General features: G+C 66.7%; 27 protein-coding genes and 1 tRNA gene. 11 read left to right on the top strand and 17 right to left on the bottom strand.

Features of this window, described 5'->3' with window-relative positions; translation table 11 throughout:
* The first annotated feature begins 45 nt into the window (after positions 1–45).
* The gene (locus OO70_RS10925) at positions 46–1,023 is read left to right on the top strand and encodes an ArsA family ATPase (protein ID WP_043667505.1); all 978 of its coding nucleotides are present in this window, start codon (positions 46–48) and stop codon (positions 1,021–1,023) included.
* On the top strand, positions 1,020–2,405 hold the full coding sequence (locus OO70_RS10920) for an ArsA family ATPase (protein ID WP_043667503.1): 1,386 nt from the start codon (positions 1,020–1,022) through the stop codon (positions 2,403–2,405). The genes OO70_RS10925 and OO70_RS10920 overlap by 4 nt, the downstream gene beginning before the upstream one ends.
* 64 nt (positions 2,406–2,469) lie before the next feature.
* Here the strand turns inward: OO70_RS10920 and wblA are convergent, their stop codons facing one another.
* Positions 2,470–2,808, bottom strand: coding sequence for a transcriptional regulator WblA (wblA, locus tag OO70_RS10915; protein WP_019063745.1), 339 nt, complete (start codon positions 2,806–2,808; stop codon positions 2,470–2,472).
* Positions 2,809–3,215: 407 nt separating this feature from the next.
* On the opposite strand from wblA, the gene OO70_RS10910 reads away from it, so the two are divergent.
* Positions 3,216–5,477 (top strand): transglycosylase domain-containing protein, encoded by a 2,262-nt coding sequence (locus OO70_RS10910; RefSeq protein ID WP_043667501.1) that lies wholly within the window; start codon positions 3,216–3,218, stop codon positions 5,475–5,477.
* A 135-nt stretch (positions 5,478–5,612) separates the two neighbouring features.
* Here OO70_RS10910 and OO70_RS10905 read toward each other — a convergent pair whose 3' ends face one another.
* Entirely contained in the window at positions 5,613–6,080 is a 468-nt protein-coding gene (locus tag OO70_RS10905) for a GatB/YqeY domain-containing protein (protein ID WP_043667499.1), read from the bottom strand.
* A 110-nt stretch (positions 6,081–6,190) separates the two neighbouring features.
* Between OO70_RS10905 and OO70_RS10900 the strand changes: the two genes are divergently transcribed.
* From OO70_RS10900 to OO70_RS10890, 3 genes are all read left to right on the top strand, one after another.
* Positions 6,191–7,117 (top strand): metallophosphoesterase, encoded by a 927-nt coding sequence (locus tag OO70_RS10900; RefSeq protein WP_043667497.1) that lies wholly within the window; start codon positions 6,191–6,193, stop codon positions 7,115–7,117.
* Positions 7,118–7,215: 98 nt separating this feature from the next.
* Positions 7,216–8,001 carry a Pr6Pr family membrane protein gene (locus OO70_RS10895; RefSeq protein WP_043667495.1) on the top strand — a complete coding sequence of 262 codons (786 nt, stop codon included), beginning with the start codon at positions 7,216–7,218 and terminating at the stop codon, positions 7,999–8,001.
* 53 nt (positions 8,002–8,054) lie between these two features.
* Positions 8,055–8,128, top strand: a tRNA-Pro gene (locus OO70_RS10890).
* A 103-nt stretch (positions 8,129–8,231) separates the two neighbouring features.
* On the opposite strand, the gene OO70_RS10885 is transcribed toward OO70_RS10890, so the two are convergent.
* The 13 genes from OO70_RS10885 to OO70_RS10825 all read right to left on the bottom strand — a co-directional run bounded on the left by OO70_RS10885 (position 8,232) and on the right by OO70_RS10825 (position 16,707).
* Entirely contained in the window at positions 8,232–9,401 is a 1,170-nt protein-coding gene (locus OO70_RS10885) for a site-specific integrase (RefSeq protein ID WP_043667493.1), read from the bottom strand.
* Positions 9,401–9,583, bottom strand: coding sequence for a helix-turn-helix domain-containing protein (locus OO70_RS10880; RefSeq protein WP_043667491.1), 183 nt, complete (start codon positions 9,581–9,583; stop codon positions 9,401–9,403). The genes OO70_RS10885 and OO70_RS10880 overlap by 1 nt, the downstream gene beginning before the upstream one ends.
* Positions 9,576–10,859 carry a replication initiator gene (locus tag OO70_RS10875; RefSeq protein ID WP_043667490.1) on the bottom strand — a complete coding sequence of 428 codons (1,284 nt, stop codon included), beginning with the start codon at positions 10,857–10,859 and terminating at the stop codon, positions 9,576–9,578. The genes OO70_RS10880 and OO70_RS10875 overlap by 8 nt, the downstream gene beginning before the upstream one ends.
* Before the next feature lie 152 nt (positions 10,860–11,011).
* Entirely contained in the window at positions 11,012–11,263 is a 252-nt protein-coding gene (locus OO70_RS10870; protein WP_043667818.1) for a hypothetical protein, read from the bottom strand.
* A gap of 17 nt (positions 11,264–11,280) precedes the next feature.
* The gene (locus tag OO70_RS10865) at positions 11,281–11,475 is read right to left on the bottom strand and encodes a hypothetical protein (protein WP_043667488.1); all 195 of its coding nucleotides are present in this window, start codon (positions 11,473–11,475) and stop codon (positions 11,281–11,283) included.
* 9 nt (positions 11,476–11,484) lie between these two features.
* Positions 11,485–11,676, bottom strand: a complete 192-nt coding sequence (locus OO70_RS10860; RefSeq protein WP_043667486.1) for a mobile element transfer protein — start codon at positions 11,674–11,676, stop codon at positions 11,485–11,487.
* Positions 11,676–11,876 carry a hypothetical protein gene (locus OO70_RS10855; RefSeq protein ID WP_043667485.1) on the bottom strand — a complete coding sequence of 67 codons (201 nt, stop codon included), beginning with the start codon at positions 11,874–11,876 and terminating at the stop codon, positions 11,676–11,678. The genes OO70_RS10860 and OO70_RS10855 overlap by 1 nt, the downstream gene beginning before the upstream one ends.
* 20 nt (positions 11,877–11,896) lie before the next feature.
* Positions 11,897–12,484 carry a DUF2637 domain-containing protein gene (locus tag OO70_RS10850; RefSeq protein ID WP_043667484.1) on the bottom strand — a complete coding sequence of 196 codons (588 nt, stop codon included), beginning with the start codon at positions 12,482–12,484 and terminating at the stop codon, positions 11,897–11,899.
* An 83-nt stretch (positions 12,485–12,567) separates the two neighbouring features.
* Positions 12,568–13,941, bottom strand: a complete 1,374-nt coding sequence (locus OO70_RS10845) for an FtsK/SpoIIIE domain-containing protein (RefSeq protein ID WP_043667815.1) — start codon at positions 13,939–13,941, stop codon at positions 12,568–12,570.
* 5 nt (positions 13,942–13,946) lie between these two features.
* Positions 13,947–14,303 carry an SCO3933 family regulatory protein gene (locus tag OO70_RS10840; protein WP_033284757.1) on the bottom strand — a complete coding sequence of 119 codons (357 nt, stop codon included), beginning with the start codon at positions 14,301–14,303 and terminating at the stop codon, positions 13,947–13,949.
* A 134-nt stretch (positions 14,304–14,437) separates the two neighbouring features.
* On the bottom strand, positions 14,438–15,166 hold the full coding sequence (locus OO70_RS10835) for a GntR family transcriptional regulator (protein WP_043667481.1): 729 nt from the start codon (positions 15,164–15,166) through the stop codon (positions 14,438–14,440).
* Between the two features lie 86 nt (positions 15,167–15,252).
* Positions 15,253–15,690, bottom strand: a complete 438-nt coding sequence (locus OO70_RS10830) for an ATP-binding protein (RefSeq protein ID WP_043667479.1) — start codon at positions 15,688–15,690, stop codon at positions 15,253–15,255.
* Between the two features lie 276 nt (positions 15,691–15,966).
* The gene (locus OO70_RS10825) at positions 15,967–16,707 is read right to left on the bottom strand and encodes a GntR family transcriptional regulator (protein WP_043667477.1); all 741 of its coding nucleotides are present in this window, start codon (positions 16,705–16,707) and stop codon (positions 15,967–15,969) included.
* An 81-nt stretch (positions 16,708–16,788) separates the two neighbouring features.
* Between OO70_RS10825 and OO70_RS10820 the strand changes: the two genes are divergently transcribed.
* Together OO70_RS10820 and OO70_RS10815 are read left to right on the top strand one after the other, a co-directional pair.
* Positions 16,789–17,907 (top strand): DUF1152 domain-containing protein, encoded by a 1,119-nt coding sequence (locus tag OO70_RS10820; protein ID WP_078651341.1) that lies wholly within the window; start codon positions 16,789–16,791, stop codon positions 17,905–17,907.
* Entirely contained in the window at positions 17,904–18,128 is a 225-nt protein-coding gene (locus tag OO70_RS10815) for a hypothetical protein (RefSeq protein WP_043667473.1), read from the top strand. Before OO70_RS10820 ends, OO70_RS10815 begins: the two co-directional genes overlap by 4 nt.
* A gap of 212 nt (positions 18,129–18,340) precedes the next feature.
* Here OO70_RS10815 and OO70_RS54470 read toward each other — a convergent pair whose 3' ends face one another.
* Both OO70_RS54470 and OO70_RS10810 read right to left on the bottom strand, forming a co-directional pair.
* Positions 18,341–19,384, bottom strand: a complete 1,044-nt coding sequence (locus OO70_RS54470) for an AlbA family DNA-binding domain-containing protein (RefSeq protein ID WP_158711439.1) — start codon at positions 19,382–19,384, stop codon at positions 18,341–18,343.
* A gap of 714 nt (positions 19,385–20,098) precedes the next feature.
* Positions 20,099–21,415, bottom strand: a complete 1,317-nt coding sequence (locus OO70_RS10810) for an AlbA family DNA-binding domain-containing protein (protein WP_043667471.1) — start codon at positions 21,413–21,415, stop codon at positions 20,099–20,101.
* 295 nt (positions 21,416–21,710) lie between these two features.
* On the opposite strand from OO70_RS10810, the gene OO70_RS10805 reads away from it, so the two are divergent.
* The 3 genes from OO70_RS10805 to OO70_RS52260 all read left to right on the top strand — a co-directional run bounded on the left by OO70_RS10805 (position 21,711) and on the right by OO70_RS52260 (position 23,215).
* The gene (locus tag OO70_RS10805) at positions 21,711–22,031 is read left to right on the top strand and encodes a CPCC family cysteine-rich protein (protein ID WP_078651340.1); all 321 of its coding nucleotides are present in this window, start codon (positions 21,711–21,713) and stop codon (positions 22,029–22,031) included.
* 369 nt (positions 22,032–22,400) lie between these two features.
* A complete protein-coding gene (locus tag OO70_RS10800) occupies positions 22,401–22,652 on the top strand; it encodes a hypothetical protein (RefSeq protein WP_043667469.1) in 252 nt (83 codons plus the stop codon).
* 221 nt (positions 22,653–22,873) lie between these two features.
* Positions 22,874–23,215 carry a hypothetical protein gene (locus OO70_RS52260; protein ID WP_199827293.1) on the top strand — a complete coding sequence of 114 codons (342 nt, stop codon included), beginning with the start codon at positions 22,874–22,876 and terminating at the stop codon, positions 23,213–23,215.
* Positions 23,216–23,237: the final 22 nt, after the last annotated feature.

Genomic DNA, 23,237 nt, shown 5'->3' with positions numbered 1-23,237 from the left:
CAGCCTCCCGCTTGGTTCGGGCGCGGACTGGTTAGGCTCGAAGACGTGAGCAGGCTCCAGGTCGTCAGTGGCAAGGGCGGTACCGGCAAGACCACGGTGGCCGCGGCCCTCGCGCTGGCCCTGGCCACCGAGGGGAAGCGGACGCTTCTCGTCGAGGTCGAGGGTCGCCAGGGCATCGCGCAGCTCTTCGAGACGGAGACGCTGCCTTATGAGGAGCGGAAGATCGCCGTCGCTCCCGGGGGCGGGGAGGTGTACGCGCTGGCCATCGACCCCGAACTGGCCCTTCTGGACTACCTCCAGATGTTCTACAAGCTCGGCAGCGCCGGCCGCGCCCTGAAGAAACTCGGCGCGATCGACTTCGCCACCACGGTCGCGCCCGGCCTCAGGGACGTCCTCCTGACCGGCAAGGCCTGCGAGGCCGTCCGGCGCAAGGAGAAGAGCGGGCGGTTCGCCTACGACTACGTCGTGATGGACGCGCCGCCCACCGGGCGCATCACCCGCTTCCTCAACGTCAACGACGAGGTCGCCGGGCTCGCCAAGATCGGCCCGATACACAATCAGGCGCAGGCCGTGATGCGGGTGCTGAAGTCGCCGGAGACGGCCGTGCACCTGGTGACGCTCCTCGAGGAGATGCCCGTCCAGGAGACCGCGGACGGCATCGCCGAACTGCGGGCGGCGCGGCTGCCGGTGGGCCGGATCATCGTGAACATGGTGCGGCCCGAGGTGCTGGACGCGGCCGACCTGGATCTCGTACGGGCCGTGCCGCGCACCGCCGTCGCCCAGTCGCTGTCCGCCGCCGGGCTCGGCGGGGCGCGGCGCGGTGGCAATGCCGAGAAGCTGGTGGATCCGCTGCTCGCGCAGGCCGAGGAGTACGCCGAGCGGTACGCCCTGGAGCACGACCAGCGGGCCGTACTCGCCGAGCAGGGCCTGCCGTTGCACGAACTGCCGTTGCTCGCCGAGGGCATGGACCTCGCGGGCCTGTACGAACTCGCCACCGAGCTGCGGAAGCAGGGGATGTCATGAGTCCGGACCCGGCCCAGGCGCAGGACCCCGCCCGCTCCCATCAGATCTCCCACGCGCGCGTGCTCGACGTCGACCCGCTGCTCGACGACCCGGAGACCCGGATCGTGGTGTGCTGCGGCTCGGGCGGGGTCGGCAAGACGACCACCGCGGCGGCGCTCGGGCTGCGGGCCGCCGAGCGGGGGCGCCGGGTCGTCGTCCTGACCATCGACCCGGCCCGCAGGCTCGCCCAGTCCATGGGCATCGACTCGCTGGACAACACTCCGCGGCGGGTGAAGGGCGTCGACGGGGACGGCGAACTGCACGCCATGATGCTGGACATGAAGCGCACCTTCGACGAGATCGTCGAGGCGCACGCGGACCGCGAGCGGGCGGCCGCGATCCTGAGCAACCCCTTCTACCAGTCGCTCTCGGCGGGCTTCGCGGGCACGCAGGAGTACATGGCGATGGAGAAGCTGGGCCAGCTGCGCGCCCAGCACGACTGGGACCTGATCGTCGTGGACACCCCGCCGTCGCGCTCGGCCCTCGACTTCCTGGACGCGCCGAAACGTCTCGGCTCGTTCCTGGACGGCAAGCTGATCCGGCTGCTGACCGCCCCGGCGAAGCTGGGCGGACGGGCCGGGATGAAGTTCCTCAATGTCGGCATGTCGATGATGACCGGCACGATCGGCAAGCTGCTCGGCGGTCAACTCCTCAAGGACGTCCAGACGTTCGTGGCCGCGATGGACACCACCTTCGGCGGGTTCCGCACGCGCGCGGACGCGACGTACAAACTGCTTCAGGCGCCCGGCACCGCGTTCCTGGTGGTCGCGGCCCCGGAGCGGGACGCGTTGCGCGAGGCCGCGTACTTCGTGGAGCGGCTGGCGGCCGAGGACATGCCGCTGGCCGGTCTGGTGCTCAACCGGGTCCACGGCAGCGGAGCCGCCCGGCTGTCGGCCGAGCGGGCACTCGCCGCCGCGGAAAATCTTGAAGAGCCCCGCATTGTCGATCAGGTGGGCGGGAAAGCTGGACTTCGTAACTCTCCCGACACGTACGGCAGTTCAGAATCTCCCGCTTCCGGGACATCGGCTCGTGCCGCAGCTCCTGACGAAGGCTCCCCCGCCGACACCGACCAGGAGCGGTCCGCCGCCACGGACGACAAGCCCTCCGACGACGAGCGATCCGTAGAACAACTCACCGCAGGCCTGCTCAGGCTGCATGCCGACCGGATGCGGCTGCTCTCCCGCGAGCAGCGCACACGTGACCGCTTCACCGCACGCCACCCCGAGGTGGCCGTGGCCGAAGTGGCCGCGCTGCCCGGCGACGTGCATGACCTCGCGGGGCTGCGGGACATCGGGAACCGGCTCGCGGCCGGTCGGCCGGAGCTGCCCGAGACAACGGTCTGACGCGGACCTCCGGGCGCGTGCCCCGGGGATCGCCCGAGGTCGGCGCCGAAGGGACCGGTGGGCCTCAGCCCACCGCCGCGTAGTTCTCGTAGATCTCGTCGTCGTCGAGGGGGATGATGCCGACCCCTCGTTCGTACTCGATGCGCGCGGTCTCCAGTAGCCGGCGCCATGAAGTGACAGTGGGCCGCCTGCGCAGCAGTGCGCGGCGCTCCCGCTCCGTCATTCCTCCCCACACGCCGAATTCGACGCGGTTGTCGAGCGCATCGGCGAGGCACTCCGTGCGTACCGGACATCCGGTGCACACTGCCTTCGCCCTGTTCTGCGCTGCTCCTTGAACGAACAGTTCATCCGGATCGGTAGTGCGGCAGGCCGCCTGCGCACTCCAGTCGGTAACCCAGCCCATACCGGCGCCGTCCTCTCCCGAATCGAGGCTCCCCCACGGCGGCAGCGGCATATTCACCGCCGCCAGTTGAGGACGTTACGGAAGGTGGGCACAGCGCAACACCCCCTTCGGGCCCAATCTTGAATGGCCCGAACGGACTATGGGTAAGCGGCAGATCACCCGGGGGAGTGAGGGGGCGACATGCGTGACTTTCCCGGCGAACCGGGACAGTTGTCATGCGCCACAACGGGCACCAGGTGACACAGGAGGCGGATTCGGACACGCCCCCCACAAAAAACTTGGGAACGACCGGAACGATTCGGGGTCGCCGGACGTATTGATACGTGACCGCTCTGCTGTGACAGTTGAGAGCAGCTTAGGCCAAGGCCTAGACACGTGTCCGGCGAATGAGAACGTAGGCTGCCCCCATGCCAAAAAAGCGCTCGGGTGGTGGTCTGTCCCCTCTGCAGCAGGCCACCAAGTTCCTCGGTGTCAGTGTGCTCGCCGGTGCCGTCATGGCCGGAATCGCGTTGCCCGCGGCCGGCGCGCTGGGACTCGCTGCCAAGGGCTCGGTCCAGGGATTCGACGACATCCCGGACAATCTGAAGAGCCCTCAGCTGAGCCAGCGCACCACGATCCTGGACAGCAAGGGCAACCAGCTGGCCTCGGTCTACTCCCGTGACCGCACGGTGGTGGAGCTCAAGGACATCTCGCCGTACATGCAGAAGGCGATCGTCGCGATCGAGGACTCGCGCTTCTACCAGCACGGCGCGATCGACCTGAAGGGCGTCCTGCGCGCCCTCAACAAGAACGCGCAGAGCGGCGGGGTCTCCGAGGGCGCCTCGACGCTCACCCAGCAGCTGGTGAAGAACTACTTCATCGAGGAGGCCGGCGACGACCCGACGAAGGTCGCGCAGGCCACTCAGCAGACGCTGGGCCGCAAGGTCCGCGAGCTGAAGTACGCGATCCAGATCGAGGAGAAGCTCGGCAAGAAGAAGATCCTCGAGAACTACCTGAACATCACCTTCTTCGGCGAGCAGGCCTACGGCGTCGAGGCCGCGTCCGAGCGCTACTTCTCCAAGCACGCCAAGGACCTGAACCTCCAGCAGTCGGCGCTCCTCGCGGGCATCGTGCAGTCGCCCACGCGCTACGACCCGATCAACGACGAGGCCGAGGCCAAGAAGCGCCGCAACACCGTGCTGGCCCGCATGGCCGAGGTCGGCGACATCTCCAAGGCGGAGGCCCTCAAGGCCGAGCAGTCCGACCTCGGCCTGAAGGTCAGCCAGCCGAAGAACGGCTGCATCACCGCGGTCAAGGGCGCCAGCTTCTTCTGCAAGTACGTCGAGAAGGTCTTCCTGAGCGACCCGGTCTTCGGCAAGACCAAGGAGGCCCGGGCGAAGATCTGGAACCAGGGCGGCCTGACGATCCGTACGACCCTGGACCCGCAGGCCCAGGACTCGGTGCAGGCCTCGCTCAAGGAGCACATCTACAAGTCGGACAAGGTCGCCGCGGCGGCCACCCTCGTCGAGCCCGGCACCGGCAAGATCCTCGGCATGGGCCAGTCGAAGCCGTACGGCTACGGCAAGAACGAGACCGAGTACAACTACTCGGTCAACGCCGACATGGGCGGCTCGAACTTCGGCTTCCCGACCGGTTCGACGTTCAAGCCGTTCGTGGCGGCGGCCGCGCTGGAGCAGGGCCTGCCGGCCACCCAGCAGTACCCGGCGCCGTACTCGATGGACTACCCGAGCCCCGTCTCGACCTGCAGCGGCAAGAACTGGGTCAACACGGACGGCGCGACGGTGGAGAACGAGAGCGAGTCGGAGAAGGGTCCGTACGCGCTGAAGGAGGCGATGGCCAAGTCGGTCAACACCTACTTCGTGCAGATGATCTCCGACATCGGTCTGTGCCCCGTGGTGAGCATGACCAGCAAGCTCGGCGTCGTGCAGGGCAACGGCGACAAGATCCCCGAGGTCCCGGCCATCGCGCTCGGTTCCAAGGGCCTCTCGCCGCTGACGATGGCCTCCGCGTACGCGGCCTTCGCCAACGAGGGCACGTACTGCACGCCGATCGCCATCGAGTCCATCACCCAGAAGGTGGGCAACGAACAGAAGTCGCTCGCCGTCCCCAAGTCCACCTGCTCGCGGGCGATGAGCAAGAAGACCGCCGACACGATCAACACCGTGCTGCGCGGCGTGGTCGACTCCGGCACCGGCCAGGAGGCCGGCCTCACCGACCGCGAGAGCGCCGGTAAGACGGGTACGACGGACTCCCGCAAGAACGCCTGGTTCGTCGGCTACACGCCGCAGCTCGCGGGCGCGGTCTGGGTCGGCAGCGCCAAGCAGAACGTCGAGATGACCAGCATCCGCATCGGCGGCGTCTGGCACGACCAGGTCTACGGCGCCGACACCCCCGGCCCGATCTGGAAGGACGCCATGACCGGCGCCCTGGAGGGCAAGCAGGCCGAGTCCTTCCAGCTCGTCAACATCCCGGACCCCGTCAAGAAGGACAAGGGCAACGACGGCGGCAAGAACAACGACAACGGGGGCACGACCACCGACGGCGGCACCACCGGCACGACCGACGGCGGCACCACCCCGACCCCGACGATCTCCTTGCCGGACGGCTTCATCCAGGGCACGACGAACGGCGGCAACAACGGCAACGGGAACGGCGGCAACAGGGGATAGCACCCCGGCTGCCGGTAGTTCTTCTGCTTCTTCGTCTACGACGACGGGGGCGCCCCTTGTGGAAGGGGCGCCCCCGTCGTCGTAGCCACATGTGTGTACGGCGTCGTAGCCACATGTCTGTGTTCGGCGGGTGGGTCAGCCGGCGAGCAGCTTCTTCACCACGGCGGCGACGCGGCCGCCCTCGGCCAGTCCGGCCACCTTCGGGTTCACGATCTTCATGACGGCGCCCATGGCGCGCGGCCCCTCGGCGCCGGCCGCCTTCGCCTCCTCGACGGCCTGGGAGACGATCGCGGTCAGCTCCTCGTCGCCGAGCTGCTTGGGCAGGTACTCGGCGAGGACCTCGCCCTCCGCCTTCTCCTGCGCGGCCTGCTCCGGGCGACCACCCTGTTCGAAGGCGTCCGCGGCCTCGCGGCGCTTCTTCGCCTCCTTGGTGATCACCTTGAGGACCTCGTCGTCGGAGAGCTCGCGCTTCTCCTTGCCCGCGACCTCCTCCTTGGTGATCGCGGCGAGCGTCAGCCGGAGCGTGGAGGAACGCAGCTTGTCCTGCGCCTTGATCGCGGTGTTGAGGTCTTCCTGGAGCTTCGCCTTGAGCGTCGTGGTCATGGGTGTGATTCTCGCAGGTGCGCAACCGGCTCCGCCCGCCGATTTACCGGGCCGCGGCTTTAAGGGGCTGCGGCCGACGGGGTGTCAGTGGGGTCTGACACGATGGAGGAATGCGCGCGCGATATGGAGTACCTCTGGGAATTGCGGCGGCCGGTGCCGCCGGTGTGGTCTACGCGGCGGGCTTCGAGGTCCGCTCCTTCCGCCTGCGCCGGGTGACGGTCCCGGTGCTGCCGGCGGGCATGCGACCGCTCAGAGTCCTCCAGGTCTCCGACATCCACATGGTCGGCGGCCAGCGCAAGAAACAGCGCTGGCTGCGCTCGCTCGCGGGCCTGCGTCCCGACTTCGTGATCAACACCGGCGACAACCTCTCCGACCCGGAGGGCGTCCCCGAGGTCCTGGACGCGCTGGGTCCGCTGATGGAGTTCCCGGGGGCGTACGTCTTCGGCTCCAACGACTACTACGGCCCCAAACCCCGTAATCCCGCCCGGTACTTGTTCGAGAAGACCGCGGGCCGCCACGGGCTGAACGGCAACCCGCCCGTCGTAGGAGCCATCCACAACCCGTGGGAGGACCTGCGGGACGGCTTCGACGCGGCGGGCTGGCTCAACCTGACGAACACGCGCGGCACGCTGAAGCTCGAGGGCGCGTCGGTGGAACTGACGGGCCTGGACGACCCGCACATCAAACGCGACCGCTACGCGCGCGTGGCCGGCGGCCCGTCGGACGACGCCGACTTCTCGATGGGCGTGGTGCACGCGCCGTACCTGCGGGCACTGGACGCGTTCACGGCGGACGGCTATCCCCTGATCCTCGGCGGCCACACGCACGGCGGCCAGCTCTGCATCCCGTTCTACGGCGCCCTGGTGACCAACTGCGACCTGGACACGGACCGGGTGAAGGGCCTGTCCCGGCATACGGCGGAGGGCCGGACGTCGTACCTGCACGTGTCGGCGGGGTGCGGGACGAACCGGTACACGCCGGTGCGGTTCGCCTGTCCGCCGGAGGCGACGTTGCTGACGCTGGTGGGCCGGGAGTAGGAGGTATCGGGTACCGGGTGGGCTCCGTGCTCCGGACCGGGTACCTCGTCCAGCCCACCCGTATCGCCCCCTTTGCCCTCGCTGTCTAGCGTGAGGGCATGACCGCTCCGATACCCAGGGACATTCCGGACCTCCCCGCGGTACCCGGTATGCCCGCGCTGCTCGCCTCACCCGTTCCCGCCACCGCGGTGGTGGCCCCGTACCGCCGCCCGCTGGCAGCGGTGTACCGACTGCTGGTCGCGCTGTCGGCGGCATCGGCGGTGACCGTCGACCTGCTCCTCGGCAGCCCGATCCGGGTGCTGACCTACTTCACGATCCAGAGCAACATCCTGCTGGCCCTGGTCATGATCGTCGCGTCCCGCCGAGCGTGGACGGCCCGCCGCCCCCTCTCCCCGCTGGTCACAGGCGCAGCGCTGCTCTACATCACGATCACCGGCCTGGTGTACCACCTGATCCTGACGCACGCGTCGAGCCCGTTCGCGATGACGGGCGGTACGACGTCGCCCACCGGCTGGCAGGCGGTGACGAACCAGATCCTGCACACGGTCACCCCGATCGCGGCGGTGATCGACTGGCTGCTCCTGACCGCCCCCGGCCGGCTGCACCTGCGGATGGCGGCGACGTGGCTGCTGTACCCGCTGACGTACCTGGCGGTGTATCTGGCCCGCGGCGAACTGATCCTCCCCGGCACGCCGGGCCGCTACCTCTACACCTTCCTGGACGTCGAACACCACGGCTACAAGAGCGTCCTGGGCAACGCCCTCCTCCTAGGCCTCGCCTTCTACGCCCTCTCCGTCCTCCTCGTAGCCCTCGACCACGCCCGCCCCAACCCGATCCGCCACCGCGCCAAAACCGGATTTCGTCTCCAGCCACCGGTGGGCTAAAGTAAACGACGTCGCCGCGATGAGCAGCAGCACCGCGAGATGAGTGGCGACATCGGGGTGTAGCGCAGCTTGGCAGCGCGCTTCGTTCGGGACGAAGAGGTCGTGGGTTCAAATCCCGCCACCCCGACAGCCAGATAGCAGTTCAGAGGGCCCTCACCGGATCGGTGAGGGCCCTCTGGCGTTGCTGCGTGTCTAACTGCGTGACTATCGCTTCCTGAGTGCCTTAGCGTCTACGGCTTCCGCGGATCGGCTCCGAAGATGCCATCCATGACGACGGCACCGGTTTGGATCACGGGCCGGATCTGCTTCCGGTAGACCTCCTCGGTCACGGCGGTACCCGAGTGCCCGACAAGCCGGGAGATCTCCTCCAGGGGGACGGCCCGGTCGGAGAGCAGCGAGACGAAGCTGTGCCGGAGCTCCCGGGGCGTCCACTCGACGGCGTTGACTCCGTCGACATCCTTGAGCGCCTGACGGAAGGCGCGGCGGACGTTGGCTGCATCGAGCGGCTTGCCCACGGCCGAGGAGAAGACGAGCCCGTGTTCCTCCCACTCCTCGTCAGCGGCGAGCCGGTCCCACCCCTGTTCCTCGAACTGCTGCCACAGCGCTTCCACACAGCGCGCCGGCAGGGCGAGGGTGCGCCGGGACTTCCGCGTCTTGGTGTCTCCACTCCGCCGGACCGACCGCCAGACGGCGATGTGCGGAGGCTGCGGCGGGTCGAAGTCCTGCCGCCCCTTCAGAAAGACGTGGTCCCAAGTGAGTGCCCGCAGCTCCTCCGTGCGGGCCCCGGTCAGCAGGGCGACGACGATGTACGCGTGCATGGAGGTTCCAGCAGCCCCCTTCAGTACGGCCTCGGCCTGGACGAAGGTGAGTGCCTTTGACGGCCGCCCCGCCTGTCCCTGCGGCACCGAGCACAGCTCGACGACGTTGCGCTTCACCTTGTCCCGCGCCATGGCCCGCTTGACCGCACGGTTCAGGCAGGAGTGGAGGCCCTGGAGGGTACGCGTGCTGAGTGTCTTCGCCTTGGTAGCCAACCAACGGTCCACGTCTTCCGCACTGAGGTCACGGAGCTTGCGAGCACCGAGCGACGGAATGACGTGCTTCTCGCTCATGAGCGTGGCCGTTTCGACGGTGCTGGGGTCGAGGCCGGCCAGGCCGTAGGCGAGCCAGTCCGTGACTGCGTTCTTGACCGTGTAGTTGGTGGGCGCGATGGCGAGGCCGTCCTCGTGGTCCCGCAGCACCTCTTTGAGCTTGTTCTTCGCCTCCGTCTTGGTCCTGCCACTCCCCCGCTTCACGATCCGCTTCCCGCTCGGGTCGAAACCGAGGTTCGCCGTGGCGATCCAACGCTGTCTCTTCTCGTCCCAGTGAAGACCGCCGTCACCGCGACTACGACGCTTGGTCATCAGGCAGCACGCTCCGACTGCCCGGAGATGAAGTCGTGGAGAGCGGAAGCGGGGATACGTCGGCACCTACCGATGGCGACGGAACGCAGACGCCGGGTGCGGATCAGGTCGTAGACCGTGGACCGCCCGACCTTGAGGCGAGCCATGACGTCGACCACGGTCAACAGCTCGTCGTCACGCATGTGTTGGTTCTCCTTCCGTTCCGGGGGCGGGTTCGAGGGACGCGGCGAGCCAGGCTTCGGTGTCAGAGAGGCCGGTTCCGGCGAAGACCCAGTGGGCGAGGACGTATGTCGTGTCGTTCTCTCGCCCGTTGAGCGCTGCGGCTTGGGCGCGACGCCAGTCGGCTCGGGCGTCGCGCAGAGCGCCGAGGGTGGTGGAGTAGCGGCGGGACTTGGTGGAGAAGTGGCCGCGGAAGCCGAGCATGTGGGCCCAGGCTCGGAGGCGGAGGTGTTCAAGGCTCTTGCGGGCGCCGAGGGTCCAGGCGGTTCGGATCATGCGGCGCGCGTGGTCGCTGATACGGGCGTGGGCCAGTTCGGCGAGGAACCGAATCGGTCGGTCCAGGGCGCCCGTTGTCGTTTCGGCGCCCTTGGTGGCGTATTTCGCGATGTACGCGGCTACGGCCCGATCGGTGAGTTCCTGGCCACCGTCGAAGTCGGCGGAACGGATCGGACGGACGTCGAGCTGACGGCCGAACGCGAAGGCGTGCGAGCGCGCCTCGATCACTGGGCCCTCTACGCGGGCTGCGGAGGCAGCGGAACGAATGGCATCCGCCAGCAGTTCGGCCGTGGCCCAGGCCGGAGGCGGAGTGTCGCCGCCTTCCGGGCCGTCGAGGCGGATGACCGCATGGAAGTGGACGGCGCCGCGCTTCTGGTACTCGGCGACCTTGGCGAAGGAAATCCGGGCGTGATTGCGGAACGTGCGTTGGGTGAGGCCGGCGAGCTTGGCGACCTCACGGCGGAGGTAGATCGAGAAGCGCCGCCAAAGGGCACCTGCGTGCGCGTTCCAGAGGACGGCAGCTTCGTAGTCGTAGGTGTCGGGGTTGAGCGGGGTACCGAGTTCGGTGTCGTCCTGGTCGTGGGAGATGCCGCAGCGGCAAGGGCGTCCATCGGTCCGGCGGTTGTGGACCGGGCCGAAGCCCGGGGCGGTGAAGGTCGCGAAGACGCGGGGGTGCGTGGCTACCCGGTCAGTTGTGCCCTTGCCGCCGCGAAGTCCGGCAGTGATCAGGTGGAAGGTGTCACGACGGTAGGTCTCGGCGCAGGCCGGGCAGCGGGTTGCTCGGCGGTTGTTGCAGCGGACCAGGAGGTGACCGGCCGGGAGGGCCGCCGAGTCCAGTCTGCGGAGGAGATTGCCGATCTCGCCGGTCGCGGTGTCGACGTCGTATTCGGTGCGGTGACCGTCGAGGCGTACGGGGTGGGTGCAGCCGCCCAGGCCCGCGAGTTGTCGGGCGAGTCCGGGCATGTTGCCCAGGGCGGCGAGGGTGCTCAGCTCCGCCAGCGGGGGCGGGGTCGAGTGCGTAAGGATGGGAGTCCCTTTCGGCTGTTTCGGTGGTTGGGAGGGACGGTCCCCGGGGTGGCGGGATGCTTGGCGGCGTTTGCCACCCCGGCGGCCGGTCAGCGCCTGTTGGCGTTGCTGACGAGGGAGCGCAGGACCACGGCTGCTATGGCCACGGACACGGCCGTGACGGCGACGGCCGCCAGGAGCGCGGTGAGGACGATGCCGACGACGACCACGGCAACGACCGCGCCCACGTAGGGGGTGAGCGGGCGACCGGTGGGCGGTACAGGGGCCGGGCTCTGCGCCTGGTGGTGCGCGGTGATCGTCGTAGGCGGGTGCAGGGTTTCGGGGAGCTGCGGGCGGAACAACACGGTGTGCCTCCTTGTCACTTGCCAGTGCCGTCGACGACGCCGACCCCAGTGCGGGTGCCGGTTTCGATCGCGGGGGCGAGGAAGGTGTGCGAGAGCCAGAAGCCGAACAGAGCGATCACGACGGCGACCCACATGCGCACGCCGAGGAACTTGATCGCGGTCCAGGCGATGACGCCCAGGACGAAGACAAGGGGGAGAGAGACAGTCACGGGATCTCCTCAGCGGACGCGAAAGCGGTGGGTGCGGGCAGCTAGTTCGGCGGCGGCGCGGCTGTCGTAGTCGACGGAGGCACCGCAACGCGGGGCGGTGCAGGCGGCGATGTGCTTTTCGCGGCCACGGTCGTCGTTGTACGTGGCGACCTGGACGGGGCCGATCCGGACGACTCGGCGGAAACGAGGGTTGGCGGTCATCAGGGCAGCTCCTTCGGGCCGTCGTGGTTCTCGCCGGTGAAGTCGGCGACGTGGTCGAGCAGCCACCGCCGGATCTCCTCGCCCTCGACGTCGTCGGCGATGAGGATCACGGGTTCGGCGATGAGCATTGCTTCGGTGAGGCGGTTCTGGCGGGTCAGCTCGGCAGCGCGGTTCAGCGCGCGGAGCGTGGACGGACGCATGAGTGGAAGTGCTCCTGGGTTCAGGTGAGTTGGGCGGCGATGGCTTCGGCGAGCGGCAGCGGGACGCCGAGCCGGGCACGAAGGGTCGGGATGTCGATCGGTGCTCCCGTCCGGGCCCGGTGTTCGTCGGCGACCTTGCGGGCGTGGGCAACGAGGGCGGGCGGAACGGGAGTTGTCGGCGGCGGAGCGGTTTCGAGTTCCGCGGTCGGCAGTTCGGCCGGAGGTGCTTGCGGCTCGGGTACGTCGTTCGAGCCGTGGGCGAGGAGCGTTCCGCCGAGGAAGGCAACGGCAGGCCATCCGGCGACGAGGATGCGCAACCAAGCCGGTACGGCGTCCAGGTCGAGCAGCCCGGCCGTGGCGATGTTGGCGCCGAGCGACGTGGTCAGTGCGACCAGGAACCAGCACCAGCCAGCCGCTTTCGAACCACCGGAGCGCAGTCGCCGCCAGGCCGCGACCAACAACAGGTCGACGGAGACCGGGTAGGCCCAGGCTTTCCAGCCGTTCTGTCCAGCAGCGGCGGCCAGGTCGTGAAGGTGAGCGAAGGACAGTGCAGCGGCGATCAGAGCTTGGACGAGTACGGCGTCAGGGCGGACGGGCAAGGTACGCACGGCGGCACTCCTTCCGGTTCCAGGCATGGCAGGGGTAGGGACTTGGCGCGGGACGGCCGCGCCGGCCGATGGTTCGGAGGGAGCTACTCGGCGACCGGGCGGGGAGCGACAGCCGTTCCGGAGGCCGCTACAGACACGGGCGGGACGTACGGCTTGAAGGGCGCAAGCGCAGGAACGTCCGGGGCGAGGTGCGCCGACTCACGGCAGAGAGCCGCAGCGCTGGCGAGGGACAGGTAGGGGGTACGGATGCGTGACCAGCCGCCGGAGGTGTCACCGACGACGGCGAGGCCAGGCAACTCGGGGGCGATGGAACAGGCCGCGTAGACCGCTTCGGGCGCGATGTCGCCGAGTGCCATTTTCGCGGAGGCTTCGTCGTTGACGCGGTGGCAGACGCGGCCGGTGAGCTGGGCGCGGAGCATGGTGGCGCCCTTGCCGAGTTCGGCGCCGAAGCGCTGGCCACACACCTCCAGGTACATGCCGGCCGCGCGGCCGAGCTGGGCAAGCCGGATGAGGTGGGTGACCATCTCATCCCGCCGTTCCTCGTCCTTGCGCGTGGCGACGAGGAAGAGTTCGGCCACCTCGTCGACGAACAGCACGATGGGAGCCGGGCGTTCGCTCTCGGGCAGGCCCCAGATGTCTGAAGTGATCTCCTCGTCGGGGGTGTTGGGGGCGATGCCCTGCCGGGACTTGATCAGGTCATAGCGGTCCTCCATCTCCTTGACCAGGAGCGGCAGCAACTCGGCTGCTTCGTCAGGGTCGGTGGCCAGTGCGGAGAGCCGCGAGGCGAAGGGCGCCAGTTCGACGCCGCGCTTGCAGTCGATGCCGACCAGGGCGACGGACTGGGCCGCGAGTCCGGCGACCAGGTGGCGCAGGTACATGGACTTGCCCGATAGCGTTGCGCCGAGGACGAGTTCGTGCGGTACGGCGCGGTAGTCACGGACGAACGCGGTCGCGTCCTCCCGTAGCGCCACCGGCACCCGGAGAAGCCCGCTCTCGACGCGGCGCGGCCTCCGCACCGTGCGCAGCACGTCGAAGCCGATCAGCCGAAGTTCGACGACTCCAGGCTTGATGTCCCGTACGTGCACGGCGTGAACTCCCCATGCGTGCCGCAGCCGTTCGACTGACGCTGCCACATCCGCCGGTTCCTGCCCCGGGGCCAGCCGCAGCCGAACCCGGAGCCCCGTCGAAGTCGGCCGGATCATTCCCCGACGCGGGGGAACCGGTCGCACCTCCCGCCTGGTAGTGGCCCGGACGGCCAAGGCCCGCCAGCGAGACGGCTCGACCGTCAGCCCACAGGCGTCCATGGTCGAGGAGTACGAGGCCAGTAGCCGGGCCACCGAGAGCGGCAGCCCGACCGTGGACCAATACGCCGCCGGGTGGGCGTGCCGGGCGTAGGCCGCGCCGCCTATCGCGGCGAGCGACCCACCCAGCTCGGCGAACGTGGTCAGATCCGTCACGGTGATCAACCCGCCTGAGCGACCGGAACCGGGAAGGCACCCGGTGCGATCGCAGTCGCGCGGTAGGCGATGCCGTGCCGCTGCTGGCCGTTGAACACGCTCTCCCACGGCCGGGCGATGAGGCCCGGCAGGGACACCGGAGCGCCAACGGTCAGGCCCTCCGTTACACCGCTTTCAGGAATGGTGACCTGGATGATCGACGAGTCCCCCTCGTCGATGAAGACGACGCCGACGGTCATGAGCGCCTCGCCACTCACGGTGTCCTTCGCGATCTCACCGGTCTGCCGGTCGCGCACCTTCGGTGCCGGGGCTTCGGTGAGAAGGATCGTGGCGGACGCGGCGTCAACTCGGATTACACGCACAGAGAGTTCTCCTTCAGGTTCGATCAACTTGCCACCTGACAAGTTGACTTAGCAAGTTCGAAGTTAGGGATGACAAGTTGACTTGTCAAGTCAATGAAGCGCGGAAATCTCAGGCAACTGGCCCCGGACAGGGCTCAGTTCAGACGATAGGTGTCTTCCAACTCCTGCCGATCGGCAGGAAGTAGGACGTCAGAGACCTGTAGCGCTTGCCCGGAGGCATCGCACGCGACCACCAGGACACTGAGGACGGGCACGCCGTCCGGGACCTCCAGAAGCTCGACCTCGTCGCGCTCGGGCAACCGAGCCGAGACCCGTTCCGTCACATGGTCGAAGCGGAGCTTCTTCCGTGCTTCCAGGTGCGCACGGGTACCACCGCTCAAGGGGGTGGCACTCTCCAGGTCGGTGCCCTCGATCAGGCCGGCGGGGAAGTACGACGAGACCAGCTCGACGGGTTCGCCATCCTCCTCGACCAGGAACCGGCGTACGAGAACCTTGGCGCGCTTCGGCAGCCCGAGCACACTGGCGACGCGCGCCGGAACGGGGACACGGCCGACCTCGACCAGGCGCCCCGAAGCCCGAGACTCATCGCGCGTGAGCGCTTCAGTCCCCCGGCGATCCCTCTTCTCGACCGCAGCAGGACGCCCGCGCACGATCGTGCCGTACCCCTGCCGCGACTCCAGCCAGCCATCACGCTTCAGCAGCTCCAGGGCCCGGACGACGGTCGGGCGGGACATCCCGAAAGCCTGCACCAGTTGGTTTTCACTGGGCACGCGGGTTCCGGGGGCGTATGTGCCATCCTCGATGCGCCCCTGAAGGGTCTGCGCGAGGCGAACGTACTTCGGTGCCTCCACGTCATACGCCATCAACGCCGCCGCCTGTCAATATTGGCCAAGTCAACTGGTCAACCAGACTAGCGGCAGTGCATATAGAAAAGAACCCAGGCGCCCCTTCAGGCCGGCCAGGCATCGGCCACTACGAAGGAGACGACCGTGCCGCCGAAGCGACTGGGCCCGGAGTGCCACGACTCGGCGATCGAGTCGACCAGCAGCAGCCCGCGCCCATGCGCATCGTTGGCATCCGGGTGCCGCAACCGTACGTTCGCCGGGAATCCAGGGTTGTGGACCTCGACCCGGAGCGAGGCGCCATCCCGGAACCATTCCACCCGCACAAGCCACGGGTCGTCGGCCCGCCCGTAGCGGATGGCGTTGGTCACCAATTCCGAGATCATCAGCGCGCAGTCGTCGATCGAACAGGCCGGGTTGTACGGGGCGATGAACTTCCGGAACCAGCGCCGGGCCCTGGGGACGGACTCCGGAGCAGGATGCAGGCTCATCGCGCCGAGTCGCGGTGAGCCCTCAGAGGGGTGGTGGTCGATCGCGTAAGTCATCCGCGTCTACTCCTTGCCGCTGCCGTCGCAGTCGAGGCAGCGCCGCTTCGATGTGGCACGGGTGCGGTCAGCAGCAGCGGCGAGCGTCAGGGACGTGCGCGAACCGACGCGCTTCCAGCCACGTCCCCGACAACTCCGGCAAGGTAAGCGCGCTCCCTGGTCCGGCCGCTGACTCGTCACTCCGTGCCCCCTTCCGATCAAGTAGCCTTAGCCACTTACTGGATAGTGGCATTAGCCACTTGCAACGCGCAAGCGGTTCGACGAAGTGACGAACCATCAGGTGAGCGGATACCCCTGCTCGAACGCCCAGCGGTGCGGCGGATAGGTGGCCTCGGCGAACTCCAACGGCCGGTCCTGGAGGTCGAAGACGACGTGATGCACGACCAACACCGCAGAGCCAGGCTCAAGTTGAAGGTCAGCCACCTCCTCCTCGGTCCCGGGCCTGGCACACATGCGATCCTCGGCGTAACTCCCCTGCCGGCCCGTCGAGTTCTCGACGTACATCAGGGTGCCTTCCTGGATTCGCTCCGGCTCCAGCAGCTTGAGCGCCCGTTGCCCGACGTCCGGCGCGAACCACGAAGTGGACAGCGAGAGGGGCCCGTCCTGGTTGTTGGTGACACGCCGGCGATGCACGGCCCGCCGATCCTTCACCAGGCCCAACGCCTCAGCGACGTGGTCCGGCGCCTCCAGCCACCCGGCCGACGTGATCACCGCGTACTCACCGGACGTGTAGATCTTTCCGGTCTGCCGGGCTCGCCCGTACAACTCCCGCGCACGACGGTTCACTTCAAGGCTCCGCACGTACGTGCCGGACCCCTGCCGCTTCTCTACGAGTCCCTGATGGCTCAGCGCCTCCAACGACCGCGCCGCCGTCGGCCGGGACACCTTCCAACTCACCGCCAACTGTCGCTCCGAAGGAACCTCGTCCCCCGGCCGCAGGTCACCCCGAAGGATCTGATCACGGATGAAGTGCGCGATCTGGAGATACTTCGGCTGAGCCTCCTCAATCTGAGGCATGTCCCCTCCTCGTCCAAGTGGCTATAGCCTCTAGCCACTATAGAGCGAGTGGTCAAGGGGCGACCCCGTACGCTTGGGCCCATGACGCGGTTGATCGTCGCAGCAGGAGGAGGGGGCGACGCAGTCGCCGCCGCAATGCTTGACGCCGCCCTCTACGGCGACGGGGACCATGCGGTGATCCTCACTTACGCGTGGGACCGCCTGCTGATCGACCCGATACCGGGCCCAAGAAGCGCCGACGACTTCACCGGCCTCGAAGTGATCACCCCGGCCGTCCGGAAGGTGCCGGCGGAGGCTCGCCCCATCGCTCCGGCAGGTTCGACGCTCCCCCGACTCGCCGCAGAACTCCCGCACACAATCGCGTTGATCGACCCGAGGCACGGCGCTGAGGGTGTGACGCGCCAGGTCGAAGAACTGCTCACCCACTTGCAACCGACCACAATCGACCTCCTGGACGTAGGCGGCGACGTGCTGGCCCGCGGCGGCGAACCGACGCTGAGGAGCCCTCTCGCCGACTCCTTGACGCTGGCAGCATGCGGCCAAGTGAACGCGCCAATACGGCTGTTGGTCGCAGGCCCCGGCCTGGACGGCGAACTGTCACACGAGGATTTGCGCGGCCTGCTCGGTCCAGTGGTCCACACGTTCACGGCGAAGGACGTCGAACCGATCGGCTCGGTCCTGGAGTGGCACCCCTCCGAGGCAACCGGGATGCTCGCTGCAACAGCCCGAGGTGTACGCGGCACGTGCGAGGTCCGGGACGCGGGACTTCCCATCCCTCTCACCGACGAGAGCCCGACCGTCCACGAAGTCGACCTGGACGAGGCCCTGAGCCGCAACGAGTTGGCCCGCGCCATCATGGCGACAACCACCCTGGACGAGGCAGAGGCCTTGAGCCGCGAGGTCTGCGGCTTCTCGGAAATCGACTACGAGCGCAACAAGGCTCTTTGGCTCAAGGAGCAACAGCCGGCGAGGCTCGACGCCGACTCAGTACTGCCACAGCTCGCCCAGTTCGAGGCCGAAGCACGAAGCCGTGGAGTCACCCACACGACGTTCCGCCACCTCACCGAGGTCTTGCACCTCGACGGCTCACAGCGCGATGACCTGCGCCGACTGCTCCTCAACAGCCACCCGGAGCAGTACGCAGCCCCGTTGTGGAGCATTACGGCCGATGGCCCCCAGGGGCCGAGCCGGACACCATGAGCGCCTACAGCAGCGATCAGGACCTCAACGTGCACGACATCACCGGCAACGGCACGGAACTCGACGTCGCCACCAACCTACTCAACGGTGACATCAGGCTCTCGATCCTGTGGACCCAAGAGATCCTCTTGTCCGCCGACGCCGCCGACCAGGTAGCCGACGCTCTTCGCCGAGCCGCAACACAGTCCCGCAGCATCACAGCCGCCCCAAGCGCCGACTGAGTAACAACCTTCTCTACTGGTTCAAGGCGGCTCGCTCCGCTCCCCGGGCGCGGCACGGCCCCCGGCCGGGCCTGCGCTCCTGTCTCCGCCCCGCTCCAGCCCGGCCAGGGGCCGTGCCGCGCTCATGGCAATCAGCCGCCTAATGTCAGAGAACGGGTACGCCGCGGCTGGGGCGGTCGGCTCCACGAACCTTGGCTTGCGTCGCAATGGGGTCACCTCTGATGGAACCCGCCGCGCAACAAGCCTCGGCCTGCAGCCAACATGCTGTGAATAGCGGGCCCTGTGATGGGAATAGATGCCTCACCTCTCCGCCTCACGACCGAAATGAAAGCTCCCTCCATTTTCCCATCCACGATAGCCCCATGGACAAGAAACGGCTTGTTCTCCTCCGCTTGCGGTGGAACGAGAATCGATAGCACCCACCCGCCCTCCTGCTGAGATGCTCGTACCCTTAGACCGTCAACGGGAGGGAAGACGCGAGCGTCAATAATCGACCGGTAGCGATTAGCTCGCACCAATGCCTCTTTTTCGGGCGTAAACTTAGAGATCACTTCACCGTGTCGAGTTTTCTTGGTCCTGTACCCGACAACGAGAAGCCCACCACCCTCACTATTGGCGAATCGCGAGACATCCTGAGCGAGTTCAATCCGATCTCTGAAAATATCGAGATTATACCCCTGGGACTTAACTTCCAGCCAATCTGATTCCTCCGATCCAATGAGGGATTCCGGTGCACCATGGCAAAGTTCCTGGGCCACCACGGGCCCCATAGGCTCGGGAGGACGCCTGATTGTCTCAGCTATCACTGTCGCCAACTGACGAACTCCAGAAAGGGATAATTTCCGGAGTGGCAGCAGGATGTCAAAATCCCACCCCGGCGGGATCTTTTCGCCTGGATTTTCCTCATACTTATATCGGAGAAGGTGAGCCCCCCGGAACTTCAAATGAGGAGATACAGTCTCAACCATGGAGCGATCGTCATCCACTTCACAGGGAATGAAGAAAGAGGAAATTAAGTCCCCTTCATCGCTCACATCTACCGTAATAAACTCCGGCCCAATTCCGTCACGCAGGCAAAATGAGACATTATTCGACACGCCCTCAAGTAATGAGGTCTCACCCAATTCCGACATGTCAACAGGTCCGTCTCGCTTAGGCGCAGACTTCACAGGAGGTGCTTTTTTGCCTTCCAGCTCGGCAATCGCACGCCGAAGTGCCAGCAGGCTAATTTCCGCGCATTCTTCATATTCGTACATGTAGGTGAGGCCGCAGGGGGATACCTCTACCCCGTCTACGATTAGCGCTCGACTCTTCTTGTTGATCCTGATTACCATTCGACAACTATGGCAGGTCTGTCGCATGGGTGCATAAAGATTTGTCCCACCGGCCAGGACCGGGCCCCTGGCCATGCCCGGAGCCACGGGCGCAGACCGCTCTGTAGGAGGTGCCGCTACCTCAGGGATTCCCACTGAGGGCCCCAGAGCCGTTGTCACGGGATGGCCGTCGCGGCTTGCTCTGGTCGACGGATCAGCAGCGTGGCTGAGCCCGGTGGGGGTGCAGCGAGACGCACGCGCACCTGATCGGTTGGCGCACCCGCCATCGTGGCTGACTGTCGTCGGCTGAGGCTCAAGCCCCAAGACCGAGTTGTCGCCCAGGGTTCTCAGTGGCGAACGGGTCGTGCCATTCGCGTGCCAGATCCTGCGGGGAACCACGGTGAACAGCGGGGAGGGGCCCGGGACGCACCCAGGGCTCTAGCACCACCCCGCAGCAGGTCAGCACAGCAATCGCCGCCGGGAAACCCGAGCTTCCCAAGCTCATGGCTACAATCATCGATCGGGTCTAGACAACCGTGCCACACCATGTGCAACACCTCCAAGTGGCTGGGGTGTTGTACCAGCGACCAGCGACACGTCGTCTGACATCTCAGACGACGGCGGACATTGAAGTCCGGCAGCACGTGCTCCGCAGCGTTACGGAAAAATCGACTCAAGGCCGAACTGGTTCAGCAACCCGGAAGCAAGAGATTGAGCGCAGTCACGCAATGCCGTTCGATCGGCAGCGGGAGGCAACTCCGAGCCCACGGGAAGGATCCTCTTAGGACACCGGGCAGTTGAGGGAACATCAAGGAAGCTGTGATTCTCGATGACCGGCGCGTATCCAGGGAAGGGCAAGCCGGGCGCAGGTGACTTCTCCATCGAGACAAGCGCGGCCGCCAAATCGGTGCTGCTGTCGATACGTCGCGCGCGCCGAAATTCGTGCGCGAGTGCGACCGCCTCACACGCGGCGACCTGTATCACCCTACTTTCTACCGGAGTGTAGGCGCCCTGGGGAGGCTCCGTGGGAATGACGTTCTTCTGCCTCGCCAGGCGTGAAACGTCGACGGCATACACCACTGTGCCATCGTGGTGGAGTTCCACCAGCATGAGCCGACCTCTCGGGTGCGACCCCACAAAGGGGTGTAGAAAGTTCCCCTCGATCCAACAGCGCAGGCCGATCTGTGGACTACCGCTAAGTGTATTGCGCATCAACTGCGTGACATCGAATTCTCCTTGCATGCTGACCGCCGTTGCCAGCGTCGCGTTGAGAACGTCCCGGGCTTCCTGCCGGCCAGTGGGCGGCACCAGGGGTGGCAGTGGCCGGGAAGGACGCGACACGGCGATGAACCACGCGATCGGTGGGAACCCATCGGTCAGGACCACCTCGCGGATGCGGTCTAGGTGCCGTTCCAGGGCTTGGTCAGCCACAGCTTGCCTGGCGAAGCGGTCACGATACGCACGATCGATTTCGTGCTCAGCGAGCCATCCAGTGTGGTCCGAGTACCGAAAGGGCACTGCAAATGCCCGGAGCTCCTTCTCACGTGGTGTGGCACCCAGAATGAAGTGCGGTGCCATCGCGCTCGCCGGAACGTCGACCACCAGCACGCTCAAGCTGCCGTCCTCTGAGGTGAGCGTGTAGGCGTCGACGCCAGCAACATACGGCTGCGTGTTCGCACGGAGCCACTTAAAGAGATGCTCCGTGTGGACGGCGTTGGGGTCAACGCCCGTGATCTTGCGGTCGTTGCGGACGCCGTAGATGAGCAGGCCACCGCGGGCGTTGGCCATGGCGGCGACATCCTTCGAAAATTCGTTCCACTCGCCAGGCTCGGCCTTCTTCGGAAGATCACGCTTCCAGTCGAGGTCGTCTCGTTCGCCGACTATCTCGTCCGTGCCCTGCTGAATGTGCGAATAGGTCAGCGGGCCGGGTGAGATGCCGAGTTCCTGGTGAAGGCGGGTCCATGAACTTGCCATCCCACCAGCATAGGAGGAGGGCGTCGTCGTCTCAATTTCCGTCTCATTCACCGCCGTTCACAGCCGTTCACGCAAGACCAGGAGCCGTGTTCCACCCGCCAAGCAGCCGTCCATGAACCAGGTGAACGCCCCTGCACGCACCCGGTTACCCCACCCCATAGTTGGAAAGCGTGCACCCCAACGCATGATGTGCAGCGGGCTGCTTGATCGACGACTCGTGCGAGCCGGCTCCTGCCTGGCAAGTCCCCGCTAAAAGCTGTGAGCCCTTGTGGTGTTGGTGGCCGAGGATGCAACTGTGACCTTCAACAATGTTCGAGGCGACGCCAAGGACGGACCGTATCGCTGTCCTTGCTGCGGCTTCATCACCCTCGCCGAGCGCGGAGCGTACGAGATCTGCCAGGTCTGTTTCTGGGAGGACGACGGCCAGGACGAGCACGGCGCGGAAGAGGTCCGAGGAGACCCCAACCACGGTCTTAGCCTCCGAGAGGCCCGCCGCAACTACCAGGAGATCGGCGCGTCCGACGAGCGCCGCACCCAGTTCGTGCGAGCCCCGCTCCCCCAAGAGCACCCCGACAGCGGCGCACCGTACGGAACGGGGACCATACACGCCCACTGACAGGCGCAGGGGCGCAGTCTGCCTCCGCACCACAACCGCACCAGAGCGAGCGGGGAACAGCGGGGAACCACAGTGGAAGCGGCAGAGCCCGGCGCGGTCGCCGCCCGACCGTTCGCCCAGGTCAGCCCGCGAAACGCCCCCAAATGCCCACAGCTTCCCAAGCTGATGGCTGCATGCCGTCGTCACGGACCGGCCGTCGCGACTTGCTCAGGTCGACGACAAGTCCGATAACGTGACTGAGGCCGGTAGGGGTGCAGCGACACACACACGCCTGATCATTCGGCGCACCCGCCGTCGTGGCTGACTTTCGTCGGCTAGGGCCCCCGGAAGTGCGGTTCTCGGCCAAGGCCTAAGGGTAATGACGTCGACGTGAGCGATGACCACAAGGAAGACCTACGCAGTCTCGTCAACGCCTTGGGCGCCAGCATCCGTGACACGCACTACCAGTCCGCGTACGACGCCGCCGCGAACATCTGCTCCAGCATCTTCGACGCGATCCCTGAAGCCCTCCACGACGTCGTACACCAGGCGGTCATGGCCGGATACGCAGCCGCCCTCAGCGACCTGGAGCACGGCAAGCTAGACGACCAGGTACGAGAGCGGGCCGAGATCATCGAGTAAGACTCCGCGCAGCGGGCCGACTCAGTTTCCGTCTCGTTCAGCACCGTTCACGGCCGTTCAGGCGAGACCTGAAGCTGTCTCCACGCTGGCGACTGACCGCCCATGAAAACAACGGACTTGACGCCGGGTCACCTGAAGCCTTCGAGCTCGTTTCCGTCACCGTAGATGGCAAGTCGCGTCCAGTCCGCCGGAGTAGTCGGAAGGACGGCCAGCTCTTCAGCGTGAGCCTCGGTGACGAGGTGCAACGAGGCGAGCAGGTGTCGCTGGCGTACACCTACCGCGTCTTGGTTCAGCAACACGGACACGTACTGCACCTCGATCTCGCTCAACCGACCAAGGACTTCACGGCTGAACTTTGGTACGGCGATTGCGGTATCCGGCATATGAACGTTCTGGACTACCTGTCTGGGCCGCGACAGTCGCGAGTGGCCGAACTGGCCGCAACCGACCCATCACCAAGCGTTCAGGTGGCATATCCAGGCTGGACGTTTCCCAAGGGAGGCGTGGCCTTCGTGTGGGTGTTGGAACGGGAGATGTGCGCGGTCACTGGTCGACAGAAGTGATCACGTTCGGTCAAGAAGGAGG

The sequence above is a fragment of the Streptomyces xylophagus genome (assembly GCF_000716435.1).
Classification (GTDB): Bacteria; Actinomycetota; Actinomycetes; order Streptomycetales; family Streptomycetaceae; genus Streptomyces; species Streptomyces xylophagus.
This window is presented reverse-complemented; position numbering and strand designations above follow the sequence as displayed.

Coding starts and splice junctions, on each gene's coding strand:
- OO70_RS10895 (WP_043667495.1), top strand. CDS start 7,216: ATGACCGCTCCGATACCCAGGGACATTCCGGACCTCCCCGCGGTACCC.
- OO70_RS10905 (WP_043667499.1), bottom strand. CDS start 6,080: ATGACCACGACGCTCAAGGCGAAGCTCCAGGAAGACCTCAACACCGCG.
- OO70_RS10900 (WP_043667497.1), top strand. CDS start 6,191: ATGCGCGCGCGATATGGAGTACCTCTGGGAATTGCGGCGGCCGGTGCC.
- OO70_RS10860 (WP_043667486.1), bottom strand. CDS start 11,676: ATGACCGCCAACCCTCGTTTCCGCCGAGTCGTCCGGATCGGCCCCGTC.
- OO70_RS10810 (WP_043667471.1), bottom strand. CDS start 21,415: ATGGCAAGTTCATGGACCCGCCTTCACCAGGAACTCGGCATCTCACCC.
- OO70_RS10885 (WP_043667493.1), bottom strand. CDS start 9,401: ATGACCAAGCGTCGTAGTCGCGGTGACGGCGGTCTTCACTGGGACGAG.
- OO70_RS10880 (WP_043667491.1), bottom strand. CDS start 9,583: ATGCGTGACGACGAGCTGTTGACCGTGGTCGACGTCATGGCTCGCCTC.
- OO70_RS10815 (WP_043667473.1), top strand. CDS start 17,904: ATGAGCGCCTACAGCAGCGATCAGGACCTCAACGTGCACGACATCACC.
- OO70_RS10855 (WP_043667485.1), bottom strand. CDS start 11,876: ATGCGTCCGTCCACGCTCCGCGCGCTGAACCGCGCTGCCGAGCTGACC.
- OO70_RS10820 (WP_078651341.1), top strand. CDS start 16,789: ATGACGCGGTTGATCGTCGCAGCAGGAGGAGGGGGCGACGCAGTCGCC.
- OO70_RS10910 (WP_043667501.1), top strand. CDS start 3,216: ATGCCAAAAAAGCGCTCGGGTGGTGGTCTGTCCCCTCTGCAGCAGGCC.
- wblA (WP_019063745.1), bottom strand. CDS start 2,808: ATGGGCTGGGTTACCGACTGGAGTGCGCAGGCGGCCTGCCGCACTACC.
- OO70_RS54470 (WP_158711439.1), bottom strand. CDS start 19,384: ATGTACGAATATGAAGAATGCGCGGAAATTAGCCTGCTGGCACTTCGG.
- OO70_RS10875 (WP_043667490.1), bottom strand. CDS start 10,859: ATGCCCGGACTCGCCCGACAACTCGCGGGCCTGGGCGGCTGCACCCAC.
- OO70_RS10835 (WP_043667481.1), bottom strand. CDS start 15,166: ATGGCGTATGACGTGGAGGCACCGAAGTACGTTCGCCTCGCGCAGACC.
- OO70_RS10825 (WP_043667477.1), bottom strand. CDS start 16,707: ATGCCTCAGATTGAGGAGGCTCAGCCGAAGTATCTCCAGATCGCGCAC.
- OO70_RS10920 (WP_043667503.1), top strand. CDS start 1,020: ATGAGTCCGGACCCGGCCCAGGCGCAGGACCCCGCCCGCTCCCATCAG.
- OO70_RS10830 (WP_043667479.1), bottom strand. CDS start 15,690: ATGACTTACGCGATCGACCACCACCCCTCTGAGGGCTCACCGCGACTC.